Source organism: Allobosea sp. 01N443, assembly GCF_056399325.1.
The window spans coordinates 1-18942 of sequence record NZ_JBFTRC010000011.1; the positions used below are offsets into that span (position 1 = coordinate 1).

18 protein-coding genes and 1 pseudogene are annotated in these 18942 nt (G+C 65.0%); 13 read left to right on the plus strand and 6 right to left on the minus strand.

Annotated elements, in window-relative coordinates; genetic code table 11:
• The 3 genes from AC1DRP_RS05200 to AC1DRP_RS05210 all read left to right on the plus strand — a co-directional run.
• On the plus strand, positions 1-404 hold a 404-nt coding region (locus tag AC1DRP_RS05200; RefSeq protein WP_476767957.1), incomplete at its 5' end, for an HAD family hydrolase.
• Positions 389-1195, plus strand: coding sequence for a metallophosphoesterase (locus AC1DRP_RS05205; RefSeq protein ID WP_476767958.1), 807 nt, complete (start codon positions 389-391; stop codon positions 1193-1195). The genes AC1DRP_RS05200 and AC1DRP_RS05205, both read left to right, overlap by 16 nt.
• Entirely contained in the window at positions 1192-1368 is a 177-nt protein-coding gene (locus tag AC1DRP_RS05210) for a hypothetical protein (protein ID WP_476767959.1), read from the plus strand. The genes AC1DRP_RS05205 and AC1DRP_RS05210 overlap by 4 nt, the downstream gene beginning before the upstream one ends.
• Before the next feature lie 13 nt (positions 1369-1381).
• On the opposite strand, the gene AC1DRP_RS05215 is transcribed toward AC1DRP_RS05210, so the two are convergent.
• From AC1DRP_RS05215 to AC1DRP_RS05225, 3 genes and pseudogenes are all read right to left on the minus strand, one after another.
• Entirely contained in the window at positions 1382-1675 is a 294-nt protein-coding gene (locus AC1DRP_RS05215; protein WP_476767960.1) for a hypothetical protein, read from the minus strand.
• Positions 1675-1764, minus strand: coding sequence for a DUF4113 domain-containing protein (locus tag AC1DRP_RS05220; RefSeq protein ID WP_476767961.1), 90 nt, complete (start codon positions 1762-1764; stop codon positions 1675-1677). Before AC1DRP_RS05220 ends, AC1DRP_RS05215 begins: the two co-directional genes overlap by 1 nt.
• A 409-nt stretch (positions 1765-2173) precedes the next feature.
• A pseudogene (locus tag AC1DRP_RS05225) lies at positions 2174-2421 on the minus strand (IS66 family transposase); the annotation flags it as partial.
• Between the two features lie 914 nt (positions 2422-3335).
• Here AC1DRP_RS05225 and AC1DRP_RS05230 point away from each other — a divergent pair.
• The 3 genes from AC1DRP_RS05230 (at position 3336) to AC1DRP_RS05240 (ending at position 6528) form a co-directional block, all read left to right on the plus strand.
• Complete coding sequence (locus tag AC1DRP_RS05230) at positions 3336-4562, plus strand: pyridoxal-phosphate-dependent aminotransferase family protein (RefSeq protein ID WP_476767962.1); 1227 nt, start codon at positions 3336-3338, stop codon at positions 4560-4562.
• 78 nt (positions 4563-4640) lie between these two features.
• Complete coding sequence (locus AC1DRP_RS05235; RefSeq protein WP_476768013.1) at positions 4641-4991, plus strand: cupin domain-containing protein; 351 nt, start codon at positions 4641-4643, stop codon at positions 4989-4991.
• A gap of 130 nt (positions 4992-5121) precedes the next feature.
• Positions 5122-6528 (plus strand): NAD(P)/FAD-dependent oxidoreductase, encoded by a 1407-nt coding sequence (locus tag AC1DRP_RS05240; protein WP_476767963.1) that lies wholly within the window; start codon positions 5122-5124, stop codon positions 6526-6528.
• A gap of 83 nt (positions 6529-6611) precedes the next feature.
• Here the strand turns inward: AC1DRP_RS05240 and AC1DRP_RS05245 are convergent, their stop codons facing one another.
• Positions 6612-7700, minus strand: coding sequence for a hypothetical protein (locus AC1DRP_RS05245; protein WP_476767964.1), 1089 nt, complete (start codon positions 7698-7700; stop codon positions 6612-6614).
• Positions 7701-7702: 2 nt separating this feature from the next.
• Positions 7703-8719, minus strand: coding sequence for a histone deacetylase family protein (locus tag AC1DRP_RS05250; protein ID WP_476767965.1), 1017 nt, complete (start codon positions 8717-8719; stop codon positions 7703-7705).
• Between the two features lie 146 nt (positions 8720-8865).
• On the opposite strand from AC1DRP_RS05250, the gene AC1DRP_RS05255 reads away from it, so the two are divergent.
• The 6 genes from AC1DRP_RS05255 (at position 8866) to AC1DRP_RS05280 (ending at position 16015) form a co-directional block, all read left to right on the plus strand.
• The gene (locus tag AC1DRP_RS05255) at positions 8866-10188 is read left to right on the plus strand and encodes an aspartate aminotransferase family protein (protein WP_476767966.1); all 1323 of its coding nucleotides are present in this window, start codon (positions 8866-8868) and stop codon (positions 10186-10188) included.
• A gap of 69 nt (positions 10189-10257) precedes the next feature.
• Positions 10258-11862: an ABC transporter substrate-binding protein gene (locus AC1DRP_RS05260; RefSeq protein WP_476767967.1), complete on the plus strand. Its 1605-nt coding sequence runs from the start codon at positions 10258-10260 to the stop codon at positions 11860-11862.
• Positions 11863-11931: 69 nt separating this feature from the next.
• Positions 11932-12909: an ABC transporter permease gene (locus AC1DRP_RS05265; RefSeq protein WP_476767968.1), complete on the plus strand. Its 978-nt coding sequence runs from the start codon at positions 11932-11934 to the stop codon at positions 12907-12909.
• On the plus strand, positions 12906-13745 hold the full coding sequence (locus AC1DRP_RS05270; protein WP_476767969.1) for an ABC transporter permease: 840 nt from the start codon (positions 12906-12908) through the stop codon (positions 13743-13745). Before AC1DRP_RS05265 ends, AC1DRP_RS05270 begins: the two co-directional genes overlap by 4 nt.
• Positions 13742-15406, plus strand: coding sequence for an ABC transporter ATP-binding protein (locus tag AC1DRP_RS05275; RefSeq protein ID WP_476767970.1), 1665 nt, complete (start codon positions 13742-13744; stop codon positions 15404-15406). Before AC1DRP_RS05270 ends, AC1DRP_RS05275 begins: the two co-directional genes overlap by 4 nt.
• A gap of 3 nt (positions 15407-15409) precedes the next feature.
• Positions 15410-16015, plus strand: a complete 606-nt coding sequence (locus tag AC1DRP_RS05280; protein ID WP_476767971.1) for a helix-turn-helix domain-containing protein — start codon at positions 15410-15412, stop codon at positions 16013-16015.
• Here AC1DRP_RS05280 and gcvA read toward each other — a convergent pair whose 3' ends face one another.
• Positions 16016-16990, minus strand: a complete 975-nt coding sequence (gcvA, locus tag AC1DRP_RS05285; RefSeq protein WP_476767972.1) for a transcriptional regulator GcvA — start codon at positions 16988-16990, stop codon at positions 16016-16018.
• Positions 16991-17326: 336 nt separating this feature from the next.
• Here gcvA and AC1DRP_RS05290 point away from each other — a divergent pair, with 336 nt between their 5' ends.
• A complete protein-coding gene (locus tag AC1DRP_RS05290) occupies positions 17327-18922 on the plus strand; it encodes an ABC transporter substrate-binding protein (RefSeq protein WP_476767973.1) in 1596 nt (531 codons plus the stop codon).
• Positions 18923-18942 lie beyond the last annotated feature (20 nt).

Below are 18942 nucleotides of genomic sequence, written 5' to 3' on the forward strand. Positions count from 1 at the left end.
CCGGAATGGCGGTGCTTTGGGCAGCGCTCCGACGGGCTGACTTGCGCATCGGAGTCTGCTCGAATCTGGCCCAGCCTTATGCTGAACCGCTGCTAGCTATCCTCCCAGGTATTCCTGACGCGCTCGTCCTTTCGTTTGAAGTCGGCTTCATCAAGCCACAGCCAGAAATCTTTCATTGCGTTTGCGAGGAACTCGGCCTTCGCGCCGAGCGGATCTTGTTCATCGGTGACACCCTAGAGGCAGATATCGTGGGGCCGAGGGCCGTCGGCATGCACGCCATGACTATCGACGCCTTCGAAGCAGCTGTGAACGGTCGTGAAGAGCGCCGGATATCCGCTGACGAAGTGCAGTCGCCTGAGATCCATCAGCTACTCGAGCGGGTGCGCGAATGCGTCTGCTCGTGATTTCGGACCTTCATCTGGAGTTCGGGCCATTTGAGTTCCCGACGCCCATGCCAGAATTCAACGTGGCCGTTTTTGCTGGCGACATTGGTCAGCCTATTGTCGGCGCGATCGAGTGGATGGCCCGCCAAAGGGAGTCCGGTCCCCTAATGGGATGCCCCGTCGTCTATGTCGCAGGAAACCACGAGTTTTACCGCAGCGAGATGAAGTCGAATCTAGCCGAGGCCAGAAGGGTCGCTGACAACGCCGACATTCACTTTTTGCATCGACGGGTGGTCAGCATCAATGGCGTCCGCTTCATTGGGTGCACGCTTTGGACCGACTATCGACTGCTCGGAACTCCCAAACCCTCGATGATCACGGCTGGCCAGGAACTGAATGACCATCGCCTGATCCGGTACCGCGAGGAGAGCGGACACTTCAGTCGCTTCATGCCATGGCACGCCGCGGCAGAGCATCGGCTCGATCTTGCTTTTATTCGCGGCGAACTGGCAACTTCGCATGACGGGCCGACCGTCGTGGTGACCCATCACGCGCCACACCCGCAATCCGTTCAGCCAAGGCACCAGGGCAGCGCGCTGTCGCCGGCATTCGTGTCAGATCTCAGCGCTATGATCGAACAGTTTCAGCCTGAGCTCTGGATCCATGGACACGACCATGGATCGCACGATTATCGGGTAGGCAAGACGCGCATTTTTGCAAATCAGGCCGGCTATCCAAACCTCCACCGGGATCGCGAGAACAGCGGGTTCGATCCGCGCTGCGTCATTAAGGTCGATGGAGCGCTGAAATGAGTGGCTACAACGAAGTACAATGCGAGAGGACGCTGCCTGCCACCGATCCGGGGTGTGGCACGATGTTTCACACGCGAGCATTCATCGCCGTCTTCGGGGAGAAGGGCGGGATTGTTGCTCGCCAAAGCCTCCCGGCGGCCATGAAGTATCTGCCGTCCGGTGTTGTCGGATGATCGCGCCGGTCGTTCAATCTGGATACTCGCGGGCGAGCCGATCATAAGCGTCCTCGGCTGCGGCGTCGCCCACCATGGCATTTTCGATTTCATTCTCGTCGACGAGCACCCCGCCGAAATGGCCGACGAAGGCGCGAGCCAAGCCTCGGTCTTCGAATGCGCTTCGGACCGTATCGGACCCTGGAAAGCGATCGAGAACCCGGAAGCCGATTTGCCAGTCCCCACACCAGCTCTCGATCCTGCGCAGGCGCTCCGGCGCGGCGACGGGGTCCAATATCATTTCGACTTGATGGATGAATCCCGACATCACGCTCTCCCTACGACCGGCACCTCTTCGAGCCGCGTCGTGTAACGCGGCGAACGCATATCGCGGGGGCGTTCTTGATCAGCGCCCACGACAGGTCGATCGGTGTGTCGAGGTAGTCATCGGCCGGCGAAGGAAAGCCCGCKCGCACGGCCTTCAGGTAGACCGGGAGAAAGATTGGAGGTCCGAGGACGGCGGGGGACATGTGCATCGCGATGCGCTCCCATTTGCAGAACATAACAAGAACATCAGAAGGCGCGAGTCAATGTGAATCAAGTAACAGGAGCACCCAGATCGCCGGGGAGGCCGAAGAACGTCCACCGGAGTAGGGCGGCTTAAAACCCGGCCGCGCCCGGGAAGGCTGCCGCGAAGCCGCCTGGGAATGGGGGCAGCAGAGCTCTGTTCTCATCTCTGAAGCGATCCATCAGATAGGTCCCCATAGACCAGCTCCGAAACCCGCCGTCGGCGGCCTTTTCAGCCATGACCGCGCGTATGCCGGTCGAGTTCATCACGATCGAGCGCGACGCCCTGGCGCGCATAGATCTGGGCCTGACGATACAGCGGCAGATGATCGGCATATTTCGAGACCAGAACTTGGGCGACCGTCGCCTCGGTCGGGATGCCGCCCTGCAGGCGCCTGCACCACGACGTCCTCGCAGGACCGGCAGGCGTATTTCGGTCGGCGCAGCACTAACTAGCACGCGGAACTGGGCCGGCACTATGTCCAGACGCTCGGCGACATCCTCGCCAGGACTGGAAGGGTGCACGAGGGTTGATGGTGATCGGAACGCGGCCGCGAACCAGGCACACCGCAGCACAGTCCGAGCTTCGCGCTCGCTCGCTTGAACGGACCTGGTCAGCGGACCCCATCAGGGCCAGCGGCCATTAGCGCCGCGCCAACAGGCCGGAAAGATGACCGCACCCGACCGATCGTCAGGTCATCCCAAATGAACCCTTGCAGAGCAGGGGCCGTCCAAAGATGACTATGCTGTATCGCTTGACGGACCGCCGCTGTCGTCGTGGCGCTCCCGTGGTGAACCTGGCCCCTAGCGCATCCCTCGATTCATGCGTTGAGATTGCACCATCAAAGCCCGGGATCAAACACCTAAGCGAAATTGTTTGCTCGACTGGACCCGACTCAACATACAGCGCTTCGTACTCCCCTGCTGGATGCAGGCGACGCGCCAATCCCTGTAGGTCTCGTTGAGCGAGGAGGAGCGCSGGGAAGGCTCGAAGCGGCTGCGGTGGCACGCAACGCCTCGCCCGCAAGCTCGGTCCCAATCGAGCCGCCGAGCTTCTGGTGAGCGGCCGCTTCGCCAGCCCGCAGGGGAGGGCGAGTTGGGCTGTCGTCAACCGTGTTGTGCAGGATGGAATTACGAGCCCCGAGCCGCCCGGTCCTTTCGGGACGAGCTCCGAGGTGACCCTCGGCCTTTCCAGCTAACGATGAGAGCGCCCGAAAATCTAAATTAATATAATAATTATACTATAAATGATTCAGTAGATCGATGTTGATAATGTATATACATATAATATATATTCGAAACAATAAGATTGATTTGGCGAATTCTCTAATTTAATCCATGGCCTGAAAAAATATAATTTGTTGCGCTGTGCAAGCTGATTTCTAACTCGCGAACCGCATTCATTCGACCGCGAGTTCGTCATGTATCAGCCAGGCCGGCAGTTCTTGCATACACCAGGGCCGAGTGCGATTCCGGACCGCGTCCTGAATGCCATGCACCGGCAACCGCTGGATCTCAGTGATCCGCAGCTGGCGGAGATCGTGCAGTCCTGCCTCGTCGATCTCAAGGGGGTCTTCGCTACGGCCGGCGACATGTTCATCTATGCGGCCAACGGACATGGCGGCTGGGAAGCTGTGCTCAGCAACCTCTTCGCACCCGGAGAGGCAGCACTCATTCCGGAGACGGGATATTTCTCCGAAAGCTGGGCAGCCCACGCCCGCATGCTCGGCATCGACGCGCAGATCATGCCCGGCGACATCAGGCGCGCCATCGATCCGGAGCGGCTCGAAGCCACGCTGCGGGATGATCGCGCCGGCAGGATCAAGGCCGTTCTCGCGGTTCATGCTGACACGGCGACCGGGGTCGCCAGCGATGTTCCCGCCTTGCGCGCCGCGATCGATGCGGCCCGGCACCCGGCTCTGCTCGTGGTCGATGTCGTGGCCTCGCTGGGCGCCGCGCCGTTCCGCATGGACGAATGGGGCGTCGACGTCGCGATCGGCGCGTCGCAGAAGGCCTTGATGGGGCCGCCCGGCCTGGCCTTCGTCGCGGCCAATCCGCGTGCGCGAGCCGTCGCCGCAGATGCGCGCAGGCCGCGTCATTATTGGGATTGGGCGTATCGGCTCGGAGCGGAAGGATATCGCCGCTTTTGCGGCACGGCGCCGGAGCATGGCCTGTTCGCACTCCAGGCCGCCCTCCAGATACTGCGCGAAGAGGGGCTCGCCGGGGCGCAGCTCCGCCATGCCAGGCTCGCGCGAGCCGTCTGGCATGCGGTCGAGGCCTGGGGGGTGGCCGGCGACCTCTGCCTGAATGCCCTCCGGCCGGACGAGCGCTCGACCTCCGTCACCACGATCCTGACGCCGGCGGGTTTCGACAGCGGGCGGGTCCGAGAGCACGCCCGGGCATATCGCGGCGTCGCGCTCGGTGGCGGGCTCGGTGCGCTCGCCGGCCGTGCGTTCCGGATCGGCCATCTCGGCGATCTCAACGAGCCGATGATCCTGGGCTGCCTCGCAGCCGTCGAATTGACCCTGCGCGATCTCGGCCTGCGTTGCGGCCGGGATGGCCTGCCTGCCGCGATCGAAAGCCTGGCTTCTTCGGGGCGCGCCGCGGAGGCGCCGGAGTTTCCGAGGTCTGCGGCCGTGCCGGCCTGATCCTGCATCGGGCTCGACAGATCACCACACGAGGCGCCGCCGGTTCACCGGCGCCGACACCGGGAGATGACCGATATGATGCCCTTGTTTTTGCCGATCGACGTTGCTGGCGTGGAGCCGGTCGCCATCGCGATCGCCAGGGAACGCGTCGTCGAGGGCGCGCCCGAGGCGAGGGCCTGGATGATGGAGCGACATGCCGGTGGCAGCGTCACCTCCGGCATCTGGGAGGCGACGCCGGGCACCTGGCGCGTCGCCTATGACAAGTGGGAGTTCTGCTCCATCCTCTCGGGGGTGTCGATCCTCACCGAGGATGGCGGCGTGCCGCGCACCGTAAAGGCGGGCGACACTTTCGTCATCCGTCCCGGCTTCACCGGGCTCTGGCAGGTGGTCGAGACGACCCGCAAGACCTTCGTGATCCACCGGGCCTGATGCTTGGGTGAGCACAACATGCCGTCGCCGCCGCTCATCCATCGAATGAGACTAAATCATTTGCCGCTGATCGTGGGCGCTCGATAGCTTCTCTCATGCCGGCGTCACGATGCAGCGCCCGGCTTTCCCCATGTCCCACCGGCTCGTGCTTCGGCCGGATGCCGCTTTCGTCGGCGTCGCGAAGGCGCACCGTTTTCAGGAGGGCCTCGCGAGAGGCTGGCGAAAGATGACGCTCTTCAGCGACGGATTTGTCGAGACGCCCTATTGGTGGGAAGCGGCGCCGCCAGAGGAAGGTCGGCCGCAATCCGAGCTGCGGGATGTCGACTTCCTGGTCATCGGCGCCGGGCTGACGGGCCTGAATGCCGCGATCACTCTGGCCAGCGCCGGTTGCGACGTCGCCGTCGTCGATGCGCAATTGATCGGCGAGGCCGCGAGCACGCGCAATGGCGGGCAGATCCGGGCGGAGAGCAAGGTCGCAACCGGTGAACTCAGCAGGCGCTTCGGCGAAGACGTGGCGCGCGGGGTCCTTGCCGATTTCACCGCGGGCCGGGCCTTCCTCGGCGAGCGCATCGCTGCGCTGGGGATCGACTGCGACTATCAATGGACCGGCTTCTTCTTCGGTGCCCATACCCGGCGCGACCATCTCGCCCAACAGCTCCGGCACGAGAAGGCGAAGGCCGCCGGCCGGGTGATCGGGGCGGTGGTTCAGCCATCCAAACTCAAGAGCGAAGTGAAGACCTCGCTGTACCATGGCGGCTATCTCTATTTCGACGGCGGGCAATTGCATCCGGCGCGCTATCACGCTGGCCTGCGCCGGGCGGMTGTCGCTGCTGGCGCGTCGCTGTTCTCGCGCCTGCCCGTGCAGGAGATCGTCCGGGACGGCGCCGGCTTCCTGGTCCGCTTTCCGGGCAAGGAAATCCGCGCCCGGCAGGTGATCCTCGCCACCAACGGCTATACCGATCAGGCCGCGACCTGGGTCCGGCGTCGCCTGATCCCGGCCCGCAGCTACATGATCGCCACCGAGCCGCTGGCGCCGGGCCTTGCTGAAGCGCTGATTCCCGGCGGAAGGCCGGTCGCCGACACTAAGCGCATCCTCTACTATTTTCGCACCTCGCCGGATCGACGGCGGATCCTGTTCGGCGGCCGCGCCAGCTTTAGCGATGACGGAGCCCGCACGGCCGCGACGCGGCTGCACGGCTTCATGACGAATGTCTTCCCCGAACTCGCCCAGACGAAGCTGACCCATGCCTGGTACGGCAATTTCGCGCTGGCATTCGATTGGCTGCCGCATATCGGCGTGCACGAGGGCGTGCACTATGCCTGCGGCTGCAATGGCAGTGGCGTGATGATGCTGAGCTATCTCGGCCATGCGGCGGCGCTCAGGGCGATGGGCCACCCCGGCGTGATCAAGGGCCTCGACCGCGTGCCGTTCCGGACCCTGCCGACCTATGACGGCCGCCCCTGGTTCCTGCCGGTGGTCGGCAATGCCTACAAGCTCCGCGACGGCTGGAACCGGATGACCGACCGGGCGGCATAGGCCCGCTTTTCGGATCGTCTTTGCGGAAATGGCGAAGCGGCCCCGAGGGGCCGCTTCTTCGTTTTTGTCGCTCCGGGCGAGGCTCAGCCGAGAAATGGCATGATGAGCCGCGCCTGATCCGCTGCGTTGCGGGGATGGATCTGCTCGATGGTCGAGCCGGTCAGGACATGCAGCGCCCGTGTCGCCTCGGCGGTGAAGACGATCGTTCCGTCGGATTCGATGCGCTCGACGCCGTCCCAGCGGAGCGAGCGCTCGTTGATGGCGACGGCTTGCGCCTCGCTCCAGTGCTCGGCGAGATCGAGGCTGATCTCTCCGTTCTCGACACGCACGGGATAGCCGCCGACCAACCCGAGCACGCCGGGCAGATGCGTGCGCACCGGCGACGGGTGCAGCAATGCGCGCATGGCATCGATGGCAGCAGAGGCCGTGATCCGGTTGAAATGCAGATCGAACGGGAAGGGGAACGGAGCGCTCAGAGCTTCGTGGCCCAGCTCGCTGTAGTCCTTGCCGTCGACGGTCACCTGCAGGAGATAGGGCGGCAGCTCGGCCGCGGGCTCAGCCTGGAACACCGCGTATTCGAAGGCGTGCTGAGCCACCAGCCTGACCTCGACCCGCGCCGGTGGGACGCCGAGCCTCTCGCCCAGCAGTGCCTGGATCTTGGCGACGGGCTCGCGGACATTGCCGATGCCGCAACTCGGCCTGAGGCCGCTGCGCGCCAGGCTCGGATTGACGACGTCCGGGAAGGACGCGGCGATCCAGTGCGTGTCGATGGCGGCCTCCGCCAGGCGGTCGCGGAACATCGCCATCGGCGCGAGCTGGAGGCTGACATAGCCGCCGAACGGCACCTTCTCGGCCGGGGTTTCCGCTGCGCCGTCGAGCCCTCCTACCTTCCACCAGGGTAAGAGCGTCGGCGCGCAGAACACGATGTCCGGCGCGATGCGGCGCAGGGCGGCGACACTGGCCGGCTCGTTGAAATCGAAGCCCACCGCTTCGAATCTGGGGAAAAAGCCGTCGATGCCGCAGCCGAGCAGGGCGTTATTGATGCGGGCGCGTGCCTTGTCGATCGAGCGGCTCGCCACCACGATCCGTTCGAACAGGCCGCTGCGCCCCGCCGCTTCGAGCACGTTGGTGCCAAGCTCGCCGAGCGAGACGATGAGAAGCGTGGCAGACATGGTCACCCCAGGATGTCGAGAATATCAGCGACCGTCTCGCCGAGCGCAGCCGAGGCGTAACCGCCTTCCTGCACGATCACCATGGGCAGGTTCAACTGCGCGATCCGTTCGGCCATGCGCCGGAAGCCGGCATCGCTGACCGTGTGTCGCCCATGCGGATCATGGACCGAGGCGTCGACGCCGAGCGACAGCACGAGCGCCTGCGGAGCAAAGCCTCGGATGCCATCCAGCGCCGCCGCGAGCGCGTCGAGGAAGGGGCCATCGCCCGAGCCGACCGGGAAGGGGACGTTGAGGGTCGCGCCTTCACCCGCGCCTTCGCCGCGCTGATCGGCATAGCCCCAGTAAAACGGGTAATACTGGTCGGGATCGCCATGGATCGAGGCGAAATAGACGTCGCCGCGTTCGTAGAAGATCTCCTGCGTGCCGTTGCCGTGATGGACGTCGACATCGAGGATGGCGACGCGGTCGAAGCGCTTGCGCAGTTCCTCGGCGGCAACCGCCGCATTGTTGAGGTAGCAGAAACCCATGGCGCGATCGCTGCCGGCGTGGTGGCCGGGTGGCCGGCACAGCGCGTAGCTGCAGGCGCTGCCCTCGGCAACGAGCTGTGCCGCCGTCGCCGCGCCCCGTGCGGCGGCATAGGCGGCCTGCCAGGTGCCGTCCGTGATCTCGCAGGCCATGTCACCGGTATACCAGCCGAGCCGGCCGACAGGGCCGGCCGGGCAGCGCGCCGTGGTACCGCGCGGGTGCACGTTCGGCATGGCCGCAGCCTCCGCCCCCGCGAATGCGGTCCAGTCGGCCCGCGCCATCTGAAGGAACGAGACGAAATCCGCGTCATGCACGGCCAGGATCGGGGCGAGCCCGAGATCGCGTGGTTCGATCAAGGCATGGCCGCGCCGGACCAGCGCGTCGTGGATGAAGATTGCCCGCTCCGCGGTCTCCGGGCTGGGCACGACCTGGCCTGAACGAATGAAGCGCGTGCCGTTATGCGCCAACTGCTGAGCCGACCAAACAACCTGCATTCCGTTTCTCTCTTTCGGCCGGTCGACGCCTTGACAATGCAAATCAGCTTGTTTCCAATAGTCAACAAGTGAGCATAATAGAAAACACGGGTCAAGGCGGACCGCACGACAACGGCACGCCGGCTGCAAGGCGAGGAAGACGAAACATGCTGCGGAACACGGCTTCGGGTCAGCTCTTCGAACGGGGGCTGAAGGTACTGGTGGAGGGGGTGAGCTCGGCCTCGCGCGGGCCGACCAATTATGCCCCTTACCCGCCCTATATGCGCAGCGGCTCGGGCGCCCGCCTCCGCGACGTCGACGGCAACGAGTATATCGACTGGATGATGTCTTTCGGCGCCTTGCCGCTCGGCCATGCCCATCCGGCCATCGTCGAGGCGGTGCAGCGCGAGGTCGTGCACGGCACCCATTTCGCGACCGCGCTGGAGGTCGAGGTCGAGGTCGCCGAGATGCTGGTCGACCTGCTGCCGCATGCCCAAAAGATCCGCTTCGCCAATACCGGCACCGAGGCCTGCATGGCGGCCTTCCGCCTGGCGCGCGGCCTGACCGGGCGCTCGAAAATCCTCAAGTTCGAGGGCCATTACCATGGCTGGTACGATGCGGTGCTGCTGAACAGCAATCCGCAATTGCCGACCTCTCTGGGCCACCCCAACGATCCGATCCGCATCCCCGACTCGTCGGGCCTGACGGCCGGCTCCTGGGCCGACACGCTCGTCGTGCCGTGGAACGACGAGGCGGCGCTGACGCGGGTCATGGAAGCGCATGGCCGGGACATCGCTTGCGTCGTGACCGAAGGCGTCATGACCAATATGGGCGTGATTCCGCCGAAGGACGGCTATCTCCAGTTCATCCAGTCGATCTGCAAGGCGCATGGCGCGCTGTTCTATCTCGACGAGACCGTGACCGGCTTCCGCCTGGGCGCCGGCGGCTGCGCCGAGCGCTACGGGCTCTCGCCGGACATAGTCACCTACGGCAAGGCGCTCGGCCAGGGCTTCCCGATCGCGGCGATCTGCGGTCCCGATCACATCATGGAAGGGCTCGAATGGGGCAAGATCCTGCATTACGGCAGCCATAACGCGCCTCGGCTCGGGCTCTACGCCACCAAGACCATGCTAGAGGTGCTGACGGCCGACAAGTCGGCCGGCTTCGCCCAATTGCAGGCCTGCGGCACGGCGATGGCCAGCGCGCTGCGCGAGGTCATCGGCGCCCAGAAGCGCCACCGGGCGATCGTCCAGAATGTCGGCTCGGTCTTCCAGATCTACTTCACCGACCGCGACGCGATCACCGACTACCGCGACTTCTGCACCCATGTGGACCGCGCCAAGTTCAAGACCTTCGCCAACGCCCTGATGCAGGAGGGCGTCTACATGTCGCCGGCCAACACGCTGCACAGCCTGAGCTCGCTCGCCCATGGCGAGGCCGAGATCAAGGCGACGGCGGAAGCGGTGGCGCGCACGCTCGCCACGCTGTGAGGGAACGGGCGGCGCCAAGACCGCCCGACCTCGCAACAACAATCAAGATCAAAACAAGGGGAAACGATCATGACGGGCTTCAACAAGCGGGAACTGCTCAAGGCCGGCGCTGCCGGCCTTGCGGCGGGCGAGCTGTTCTTCGGGCTGAGCCCGCTGGCGAGCGGCTCGATCACGGCGCTGGCGCAAACTGCCAAGCGCGGCGGCGTGGTGCGGGCGGTGGTTCATCCCGAGCCGTCGAGCCTGATGCTCGGCCTCGTCCAGAACACGCCGACGCAGATGGTCGCTGGCAGCATCTATGAGAGCCTGCTGAAATACGGCTCCGACCTGAAGCCGATCCCCTCGCTCGCCGAGCGCTGGGAGGTCTCGGAAGACGGCAAGGCCTACACCTTCCATCTCAAGCGCAATGTCAAATGGCATGACGGCAAGCCCTTCACCGCCGACGATGTCGTCTTCTCCACCGACGTCTTCCTACGCGAACTGCACCCGCGCTGGCGGCCGGTCGCGACCACCCATGTCGAGCGCATCGAGAAGCTCGATGATTTCACGGTGCGCTATCAGCTGAAGAACCCCTTCGGGCCGTTCATCCTGATGTTTGAATTGRGCACCACGCCGATCGTGCCGAAGCACCTCTATGCCGGCACCGACTACAAGACCAACCCCAACAACAACACGCCGATCGGCACCGGCCCGTTCAAGCTGGCGGAATGGACGCGCGGCTCGCATATCAAGCTCGTCCGCAACCCCGACTATCATGTCCAGGGCCTGCCCTATCTCGACGAGATCTACTGGCAGATCATCCCGGACTCGGCGGCGCGCGTCGTCGCCTACGAGACCGGCGCGGTCGATATCCTGACCGGCGGCACGGTTGAGAATTTCGACGTCGCCAAGCTCTCGAAGCTGCCGAACACCGCCGTCACCGGCAAGGGCTGGGAGATGATCGCGCCGCAGTCCTGGCTCTGGTTCAACCACCGCCAGGGGCTGATGGCGAAGAAGTCCTTCCGCCAGGCGGTGATGTACGGGATGGATCGGGAATTCGCCAAGGACGTGATCTGGAACGGGCTGGCGCGGCTGGCCACCGGCCCGGTCAACTCGAAGACCCGCTTCTACAGCGACAAGGTCACGCGCTATGGCTTCGATCCGGCCAAGGCCAAGGCGCTGCTCAAGGAAACCGGCTACAAGGGCGAGCCGATCCGCTTGCTGGCACTGCCCTATGGCGAGGCGTGGACACGCTGGGCCGAAGCCGTGAAGCAGAACCTCACTGATATCGGCATGAACATCCAGCTCGTGACCACCGACGTCGCCGGCTACGGCCAGCGTCTCGCCGACTGGGATTTCGATCTCGCCTTCACCTGGCTCTCGCAATTCGGCGATCCGGCGCTCGGCGTGGCCCGCACCTATGTCTCCAGCAACATCGCCAAGGGTTCGCCCTGGAACAATGTCGCCGGCTATTCCAACCCGGAGGTCGACCGGCTCTTTGCGGAGGCCGCGACCGCCAATGGCGATGCCGCCCGGCAGGAACTCTACACCAAGGTGCAGCAGATCCTGGTCGATGACCTGCCGGTCGCGTGGATGCTCGAGCTCGAGTTCCCGACGATCTACCGGAGCAATTTCAATAACCTGATCAAGACCGCGACCGGCATGAACGACGCCTTCCAGGACGCCTGGAAGGCCTGAGGCAGGCCGCCGACGGCAGCAAGGGAGAGCGCTTTCTCTCCTGCTGCCTCGGGAGCGTGGAGGGCGCGTGTGACGTTCGCATTGTTTCTGCTTCGAAAGGCGCTGGGCGCGGTCGTGATCCTGGTCGCCATCGCCACGCTGAACTTCTTCCTGCTGCGACTCGCGCCGGGCGATCCGGCCCAGGTCATGGCTGGGGAAGCCGGCGCGGGCGATGCCATCTTCCTCCAGCAATTGCGCGAGCGCTTCGGTCTCGACCGGTCGCTGGCGGAGCAATTCTGGATCCATCTCAAGGGCATCCTCAGCCTCGATCTCGGCTTCAGCTATCGCCAGCAACGCCCGGTGCTAGACCTGATCACTGAGCGCCTGCCGGCGACGCTGCTTCTGACCGGCTCGGCGCTGGCGATCTCGCTGATCGCCGGCGTGCTGTTCGGCGTTGTCGCGGCGCGCCGGGTCGGCAGGGCCTCCGACAGCGCGATCATGACGGGCTCGCTGGTGTTCTATGCCATGCCGCTGTTCTGGCTGGCGATCATCGCCCAGATCGTCTTCTCCAAGTATCTGKGGTGGCTGCCGAATGTCGGCTACGAGAGCATGGGTTCGGGCTTCACCGGCACCCGGCGCGCGCTCGATATCGGTCGGCACCTGATCATGCCGGCGATGACGCTGGGTCTGTTCTTCACGGCCGTCTATGCCCGGATGATGCGCTCCTCGATGCTGGAGGTCTCGCGCTTCGACTATGTCAAGACCGCCTATGCCAAGGGGCTGACGCCCGGCGCGGTCGTCCGCCACCACATGGTTCCGAACGCGATCCTGCCGGTGGTGACGCTGGCCGGTTTGCAGGCCGGCCAGCTCGTCGGCGGCTCGCTCCTGGTCGAGACCGTCTTCGCCTGGCCGGGAATCGGGCGACTGCTCTTCGATGCCCTGCTCCAGCGCGACTATCAGGTGCTGCTCGGGGTGTTCTTCACCTGCTCGGCCATGGTCATCCTGTTCAACATTCTGACGGACCTGATGTACCGGTTCGTCGATCCGCGCATCGAGGCGGTCTCGTGAACTCCTTCCTGCGAACCTTCGCGCGCAATCGTGGCGCGGTGATCGGGCTGTGCATCCTCGCGATCGTCGTCATCGTCGCGCTCCTCGCCCCGCTCCTGTATCCCGGCTCGCCCTGGCGGATGGTGCACCGGCCCTTCCTCGCGCCCTTCGTGCTGGACCGGGCGCCGCTCGGCTCGGATACGGTCGGGCGCGACATCCTGGCCGGGCTGGTCCATGGCGCGCGCGTCTCGTTGCTGATCGGTCTGGTCTCGACGCTGGTCGCCTTGCTGGTCGGCGTGCCGCTCGGCGCGATCTCAGGCTATTTCGGCGGCTGGGTCGATGCCGCGCTGATGCGGGTGACCGAGTTCTTCCAGACCATTCCCTCCTTCGCGCTCGCCATCGTCATCGTCTCGATCCTGCAGCCCTCGGTCGCCTCGATCGTGCTCGCCATCGCGATCGTGAGCTGGCCGCCGGTGGCGCGGCTGGTACGCGGCGAGGTGCTGAGCATCCGCACCCGCGACTATGTCCAGGCGGCCGTGGTTACCGGCCTGCCGGTCCGCAAGATCATCCTCGGCGAGGTGCTGCCGAACGTGATCTCGCCGGTGATCGTGCTGGCCTCGCTGATGACCGCGACGGCGATCCTGCTGGAAAGCTCGCTGTCCTTCCTCGGGCTCGGCGATCCGAATGTGATGAGCTGGGGCTACATGGTCGGCTCGGGCCGCAGCCGCGTGCTTGACCAGTGGTGGATCAGCTTCATTCCGGGCTCGGCGATCTTCGTTACCGTGCTGGCGCTCAACCTGATCGGGGAGGGGCTCAACGACGCCTTCAACCCGACCTTGCGCGGGAGGCGGGCATGAACGCGCGGGCGGCGGAGCCGGTCCTCTCCATCCGCGATCTCGCGGTCGCCCTGCCGGGCGGCGGTGATCGTGCCCATGCCATCCGCGATGTCGGCTTCGAGGTCCGGCGCGGCGAGACGCTCTGCATCGTCGGAGAATCCGGCTCCGGCAAGTCGATGACGGCCCATGCCGTGATGGGGCTGCTGCCACAGGGGCTCACCGTCGGGGCCGGCGAGATCAAACTGGCCGGGCAGGTGCTGACCGCCTGCACCGATCGCGAATGGCGCGCCATCCGCGGCCGCTCCATCGGCATGATCTTCCAGGAGCCGATGACCTCGCTCAACCCGGTGCGGCGGATCGGCGACCAGATCGTCGAGGTCTTCAAGGCCCATGGTGCCCTGACCCCGGCTGAGCGCCGGGCGAAGGCGCTGGCGCTGCTGACCGAGGTCGGCCTGCCCGAGCCCGAGACATTGCTCCGCGCCTTTCCGCATCAGCTTTCCGGCGGCCAGCGCCAGCGCGTGATGATCGCGATGGCGGTGGCGCTGGAGCCCCATCTGCTGATTGCCGACGAGCCGACCACGGCGCTCGACGTGACCACGCAGGGCCAGATCCTGAAGCTGATCGCCCGCCTCCAGCGCGAGCGCGGGATGAGCGTGCTGCTGATCACGCATGATTTCGGCGTCGTCGCCGAGATTGCCGACCGGGTCGTGGTCATGCACCAGGGCCGCGTCGTCGAGAGCGGCGCGGCCGTTGAGGTCCTCCAGCGCCCGCAGCATGCCTATACCCAGGCGCTGCTTGCCGCGGTGCCCTCGCTGACGCCACCGCCTCCTACCTCGCTCAGTGGGCAGCCGATTGCACTCAGCGTCGAGCGTCTGCGCAAGACCTATGTCAGCCGGGCGAGCCTGTTCAGGGCGCCGCGGAAGGTCGCTGCCGCCGACGATGTCAGTTTCACCCTGCGCCGTGGCGAGACGCTCGGCCTGATCGGTGAATCGGGTTCCGGCAAGTCGACGGTCGGCAAATGCCTGGTACGCTTGTTGGCGCCGGATGGCGGTGCGATCCGGCTGGGCGATGCCGATTTCCTTGCCTTGCGCGGCGAGCCGCTGCGCGCTGCGCGCCGCAAGGTGCAGATGATCTTCCAGGACCCCTATGCCTCGCTCAATCCGCGCAAGACCGTCGGCCGGATCATCACCGACGGGCCGATCGCGCATGGCGTCGCGCGGGAGCAGGCCGAGCGCCGGGCCGGCGAATTGATGGAACTCGTCGGTCTCAATGCCGACAGCCTGAAGCGCTATCCGCATGAATTCTCGGGCGGTCAGCGCCAGCGCATCGGCATCGCCCGTGCGCTCGCGCTCGAACCCGAGGTCATCGTCGCCGACGAAGCGGTGTCTGCGCTTGACGTCTCCGTGCAGGCGCAGGTGCTCGCGCTCCTTGCCGAACTGAAGCGGAAAATGGCGCTGTCGCTCGTCTTCATCACCCATGATCTGCGGGTTGCTGCCCAGATCTGCGACCGGGTCGCGATCATGCAGCGCGGCAGGATCGTTGAAATCGGCGCGACGGGCGCGATATTTGCTAGTCCTGAACATGCCTACACACGGGAGCTGCTCGCAGCCGTGCCGGGCGCGCCTCGCGGGGCGTCGCAGCGGGAAGGCGCCATCGGCGCCGATGAAGCGAAAGGTCGTTGACGCATGCCGGATATCGCCACGCCTCTCGTGCCGGATACCGGATCGGCGCGCCCCCAGATGAGGATCGGAGAGCGAATTCGAGCGTCGCGCACCGAACAGGGATTGACGCTCGACGAGGTCAGCCGGCGGGGCGGCGTCTCGAAATCGGCGCTGTCGAAGATCGAGAACGGCCGGGCCTCGCCGACTTTCGAGGTGCTGGAGCAGGCCGCCGCCGGCCTCGGCGTCACGCTGGTCAGCCTGCTCTCGGAACAGGGCGCCGGCCAGCCCGGCCGCCTGACGACGACGCCGGCCGGGCAGGGCCGGCGCAGCGAGGAGGCGAACTACATCCACGAGTATCTCTGCACCGGGCTGAAGGACCGGCGGATGGTGCCGTTCGTGACCACGGTCAAGGCGCGGGCTGCACATCAATTCGAGAAGCCGGCCTCGCACAAGGGCGAGGAATTCCTCTACGTGCTGGCCGGCGAGGTCGCCTTCGTCAGCGGCACCTATGACGAGATCAGGCTTAAACCCGGAGACAGCCTCTATTTCGACAGCCGGCTGACCCATCTCTGCTATACGACGGGCGATGTCGATGCGACCCTGCTCTGGGTCTGGTGCGAGACCGGTTGATCACCCGTCCGCAGTGGCTGCGGCCGGAGCTGCTCGCCCCTTGGCCGTGCGTGAGGCCGATGGCCGGGAGGCAGGCATCATCGAGGCCTCATCCATCACTTGTTTGGCGAGAAAGGCCCGGAACGAGCGGATGGCCGGGTGGCCTTCCTTCGCCGGCGCATAGAGAACGTAATAGGATTGCTCGCAAGCGATCGAGAAATCGAACGGGCAGACCAGCCGGCCGGCCTTGATATCCTCGAAGATCAGCGGCGTGCGGCCGAGCGCGATCCCCTGGCCGTTCATCGCGGCGAGCAGCAGGGTGTTGCTGTCGTCGATGATCAGGCCGCGATTAGAATTGACCCGGCGCGCACCGGCGGCGCGCAGCCACTGCCCCCACTCGGCATGGTTGTCCTCGTGCAGCAGCGTGTAGTGCCGCAGATCGTCCGGCTTGTTCAGAGGCTGCTCGTCGCGCAGATAGTCGGGCGCGCAGACCGGGATCAGATGGCTGCGGCAGAGCTGTTCCGCATGGAAGCCCGACCATTTCCCGTCGCCCCAGCGGATCACGAGGTCGATCTCGGTCTTGATCAGGTCGCGGCTCGAGATCGAGTGATAGAGGTGCAGCTCGATATTCGGGAATTCCGCCGTGAACGAGGCCAGTCGCGGCAGGAGCCATTTCGAGCTGAGCGACGGGGTCAGCGAGATGTTCAGGCTGGCGCTCTGGGCGGCATGGGCGCGCAGGTTGCGGATCGTCGCCTCGATATCCTGAAACGCGCTGGTGAGGATGCGGAACAGGTTCTCGCCCGCCGTGGTCAGCGCGACCTTGCGGATCTGCCGGTGGAACAGGGAGAAGCCCAGCTTCTGCTCCAGCCCCTTGATCTGGTGACTGACGGCGGCCTGCGTCACGCAGAGTTCGTCGGCGGCGCGGGTGAAGCTCGCCAGGCGCGCCGCAGCCTCGAAGACCTTGAGCGCTTTCAGATGACTGAGAGAGACGTGCATCGGTCTGCCGTGAGCGCCGGAGGGGCGCGGGATCGCATGATCAGAGCGGATAATCTCGATGCGCACGAGTTATTTTTTTTAATGCATGAGATGAAGTCATATCATTTGTCAGCCTCCCGCCGGCTTTCCTAACCTTCGACCGATCTTCCGCCTCGCAGCAGAAGAATGCGGACGGAGGGCTGCGTTGCCGGCGCTATTTGCCGGCCAAATTGCGATGGACACCGGGCAATGGCCGGTCGCCTGCGAGCGCGACGACATGAGCCGACAACAGCGAAGCAGCAGCACAAGTCGGCACAAGCCGCAGGCTGCGCAGGACAACGATCTCGGGAGGAATACATGAAGGCGATATTCTTCAGGACAGCCGCGGCTGTCGCGCTGGCGGCTGCGATGACGTCCGGTGCATTGGCAAAGACGATGACCTATTGCTCCGAGGGCAGCCCGGAGAACTTCAACCCGCAGATCAACACGACGGGCCCGAGCCTCAGCGCCGCCCATCCGGTCTTCAACCGGCTCGTCGAATTCGAGCGCGACTCGACCAAGCTCAAGCCCGGCCTGGCGGAATCCTGGGAGATCTCTCCCGACGGCCTGATCTACACCTTCCGCCTGCGCAAGAACGCGAAGTTCCATGCGCGCAACCACTTCAAGCCGACGCGCGGCTTCACCGCCGACGACGTGATCGCGACCTTCGACCGGATGTGGCGCAAGGACCACCCCTATCATCAGGTCTCGGGCGGCGCTTACGACTACTTCAACGACATGGGCTTTCAGACGCTRCTGAAAGCTATCGCCAAGGTCGACGATCACACGCTGCGCGTCGAACTGACCAAGCCCGATGCGACCTTCCTCGCCAGCCTGGCGATGACCTTCGCGTCCATCCATTCGAAGGAATACATGGATGCGATGCTGAAGGCGAAGACGCCCGAGAAGGTCGATCAGGTTCCGGTCGGCACCGGCCCCTTCATGTTCGTCGAATACAAGAAGGACGCGACGATCCGCTACACGGTCAATCCCGACTATTTCAACGGCAAGCAGCCGATAGACCGCCTCGTCTACGCGATCACGCCGGACGCCGCCGTGCGCATGGCCCGCGTCCAGGCGGGCGAATGCCTGCTGGCGCCCTATCCGAGCCCGGCCGACCTGCCGCGCCTGAAGGGCGACGCCAAGCTGAACGTCATGGAGCGGGAGGGGCTCAATGTCGGCTATCTCGCCTTCAACACTAGCAAGAAGCCGTTCGACGACAAGCGTGTCCGCCACGCCGTCAGCATGGCGATCGACCGGGACGCTATCGTCAAGGCGGTCTTCCGCGGCACCGGCATCGTCGCGGCCAACCCGATCCCGCCGACGATCTGGGCCTATAACGAGACGCTGAAGCCCTATCCCTACGATGTCGAGAAGGCCAAGGCGCTCTTGAAGGAGGCTGGGGTCGGCGAGCTCTCGATCGATCTCTGGGCCATGCCGGTGCAGCGGCCCTACAATCCGGACGCCCGGAAGATGGCCGAGATGATGCAGGCCGACCTCGCCAAGGTCGGCATCAAGGCCGAGATCAAGAGCTACGAGTGGGGCGAGTATCGCAAGCGCCTGCAKGCCGGCGAGCACACGCTCGGGCAATATGGCTGGATCGGCGACAACGGTGACCCCGACAATTTCATGAACGTGCTGCTGTCCTGCTCGACAGCTCGCCAGGGCGGCCAGAACATCGCCCGCTGGTGCAGCAAGGAGTATTCGGACCTGGTCGAACAGGCCAAGTTCATCACCGACATGCCGAAGCGGACGGCGCTTTACCGGAAGGCGCAGGAGGTCTTCCACGCCGAGGCGCCGTGGCTGCCTATCGCGCACGGCATCGTCTATCACGTCGCCAGCAAGAAGGTGAAGAACTACAAGATTCACCCGCTGGGCACGCCGATCTTCGAGGGCGTCGACATCGACGAGTAAGAGCCGCCATCGCCGCGGCG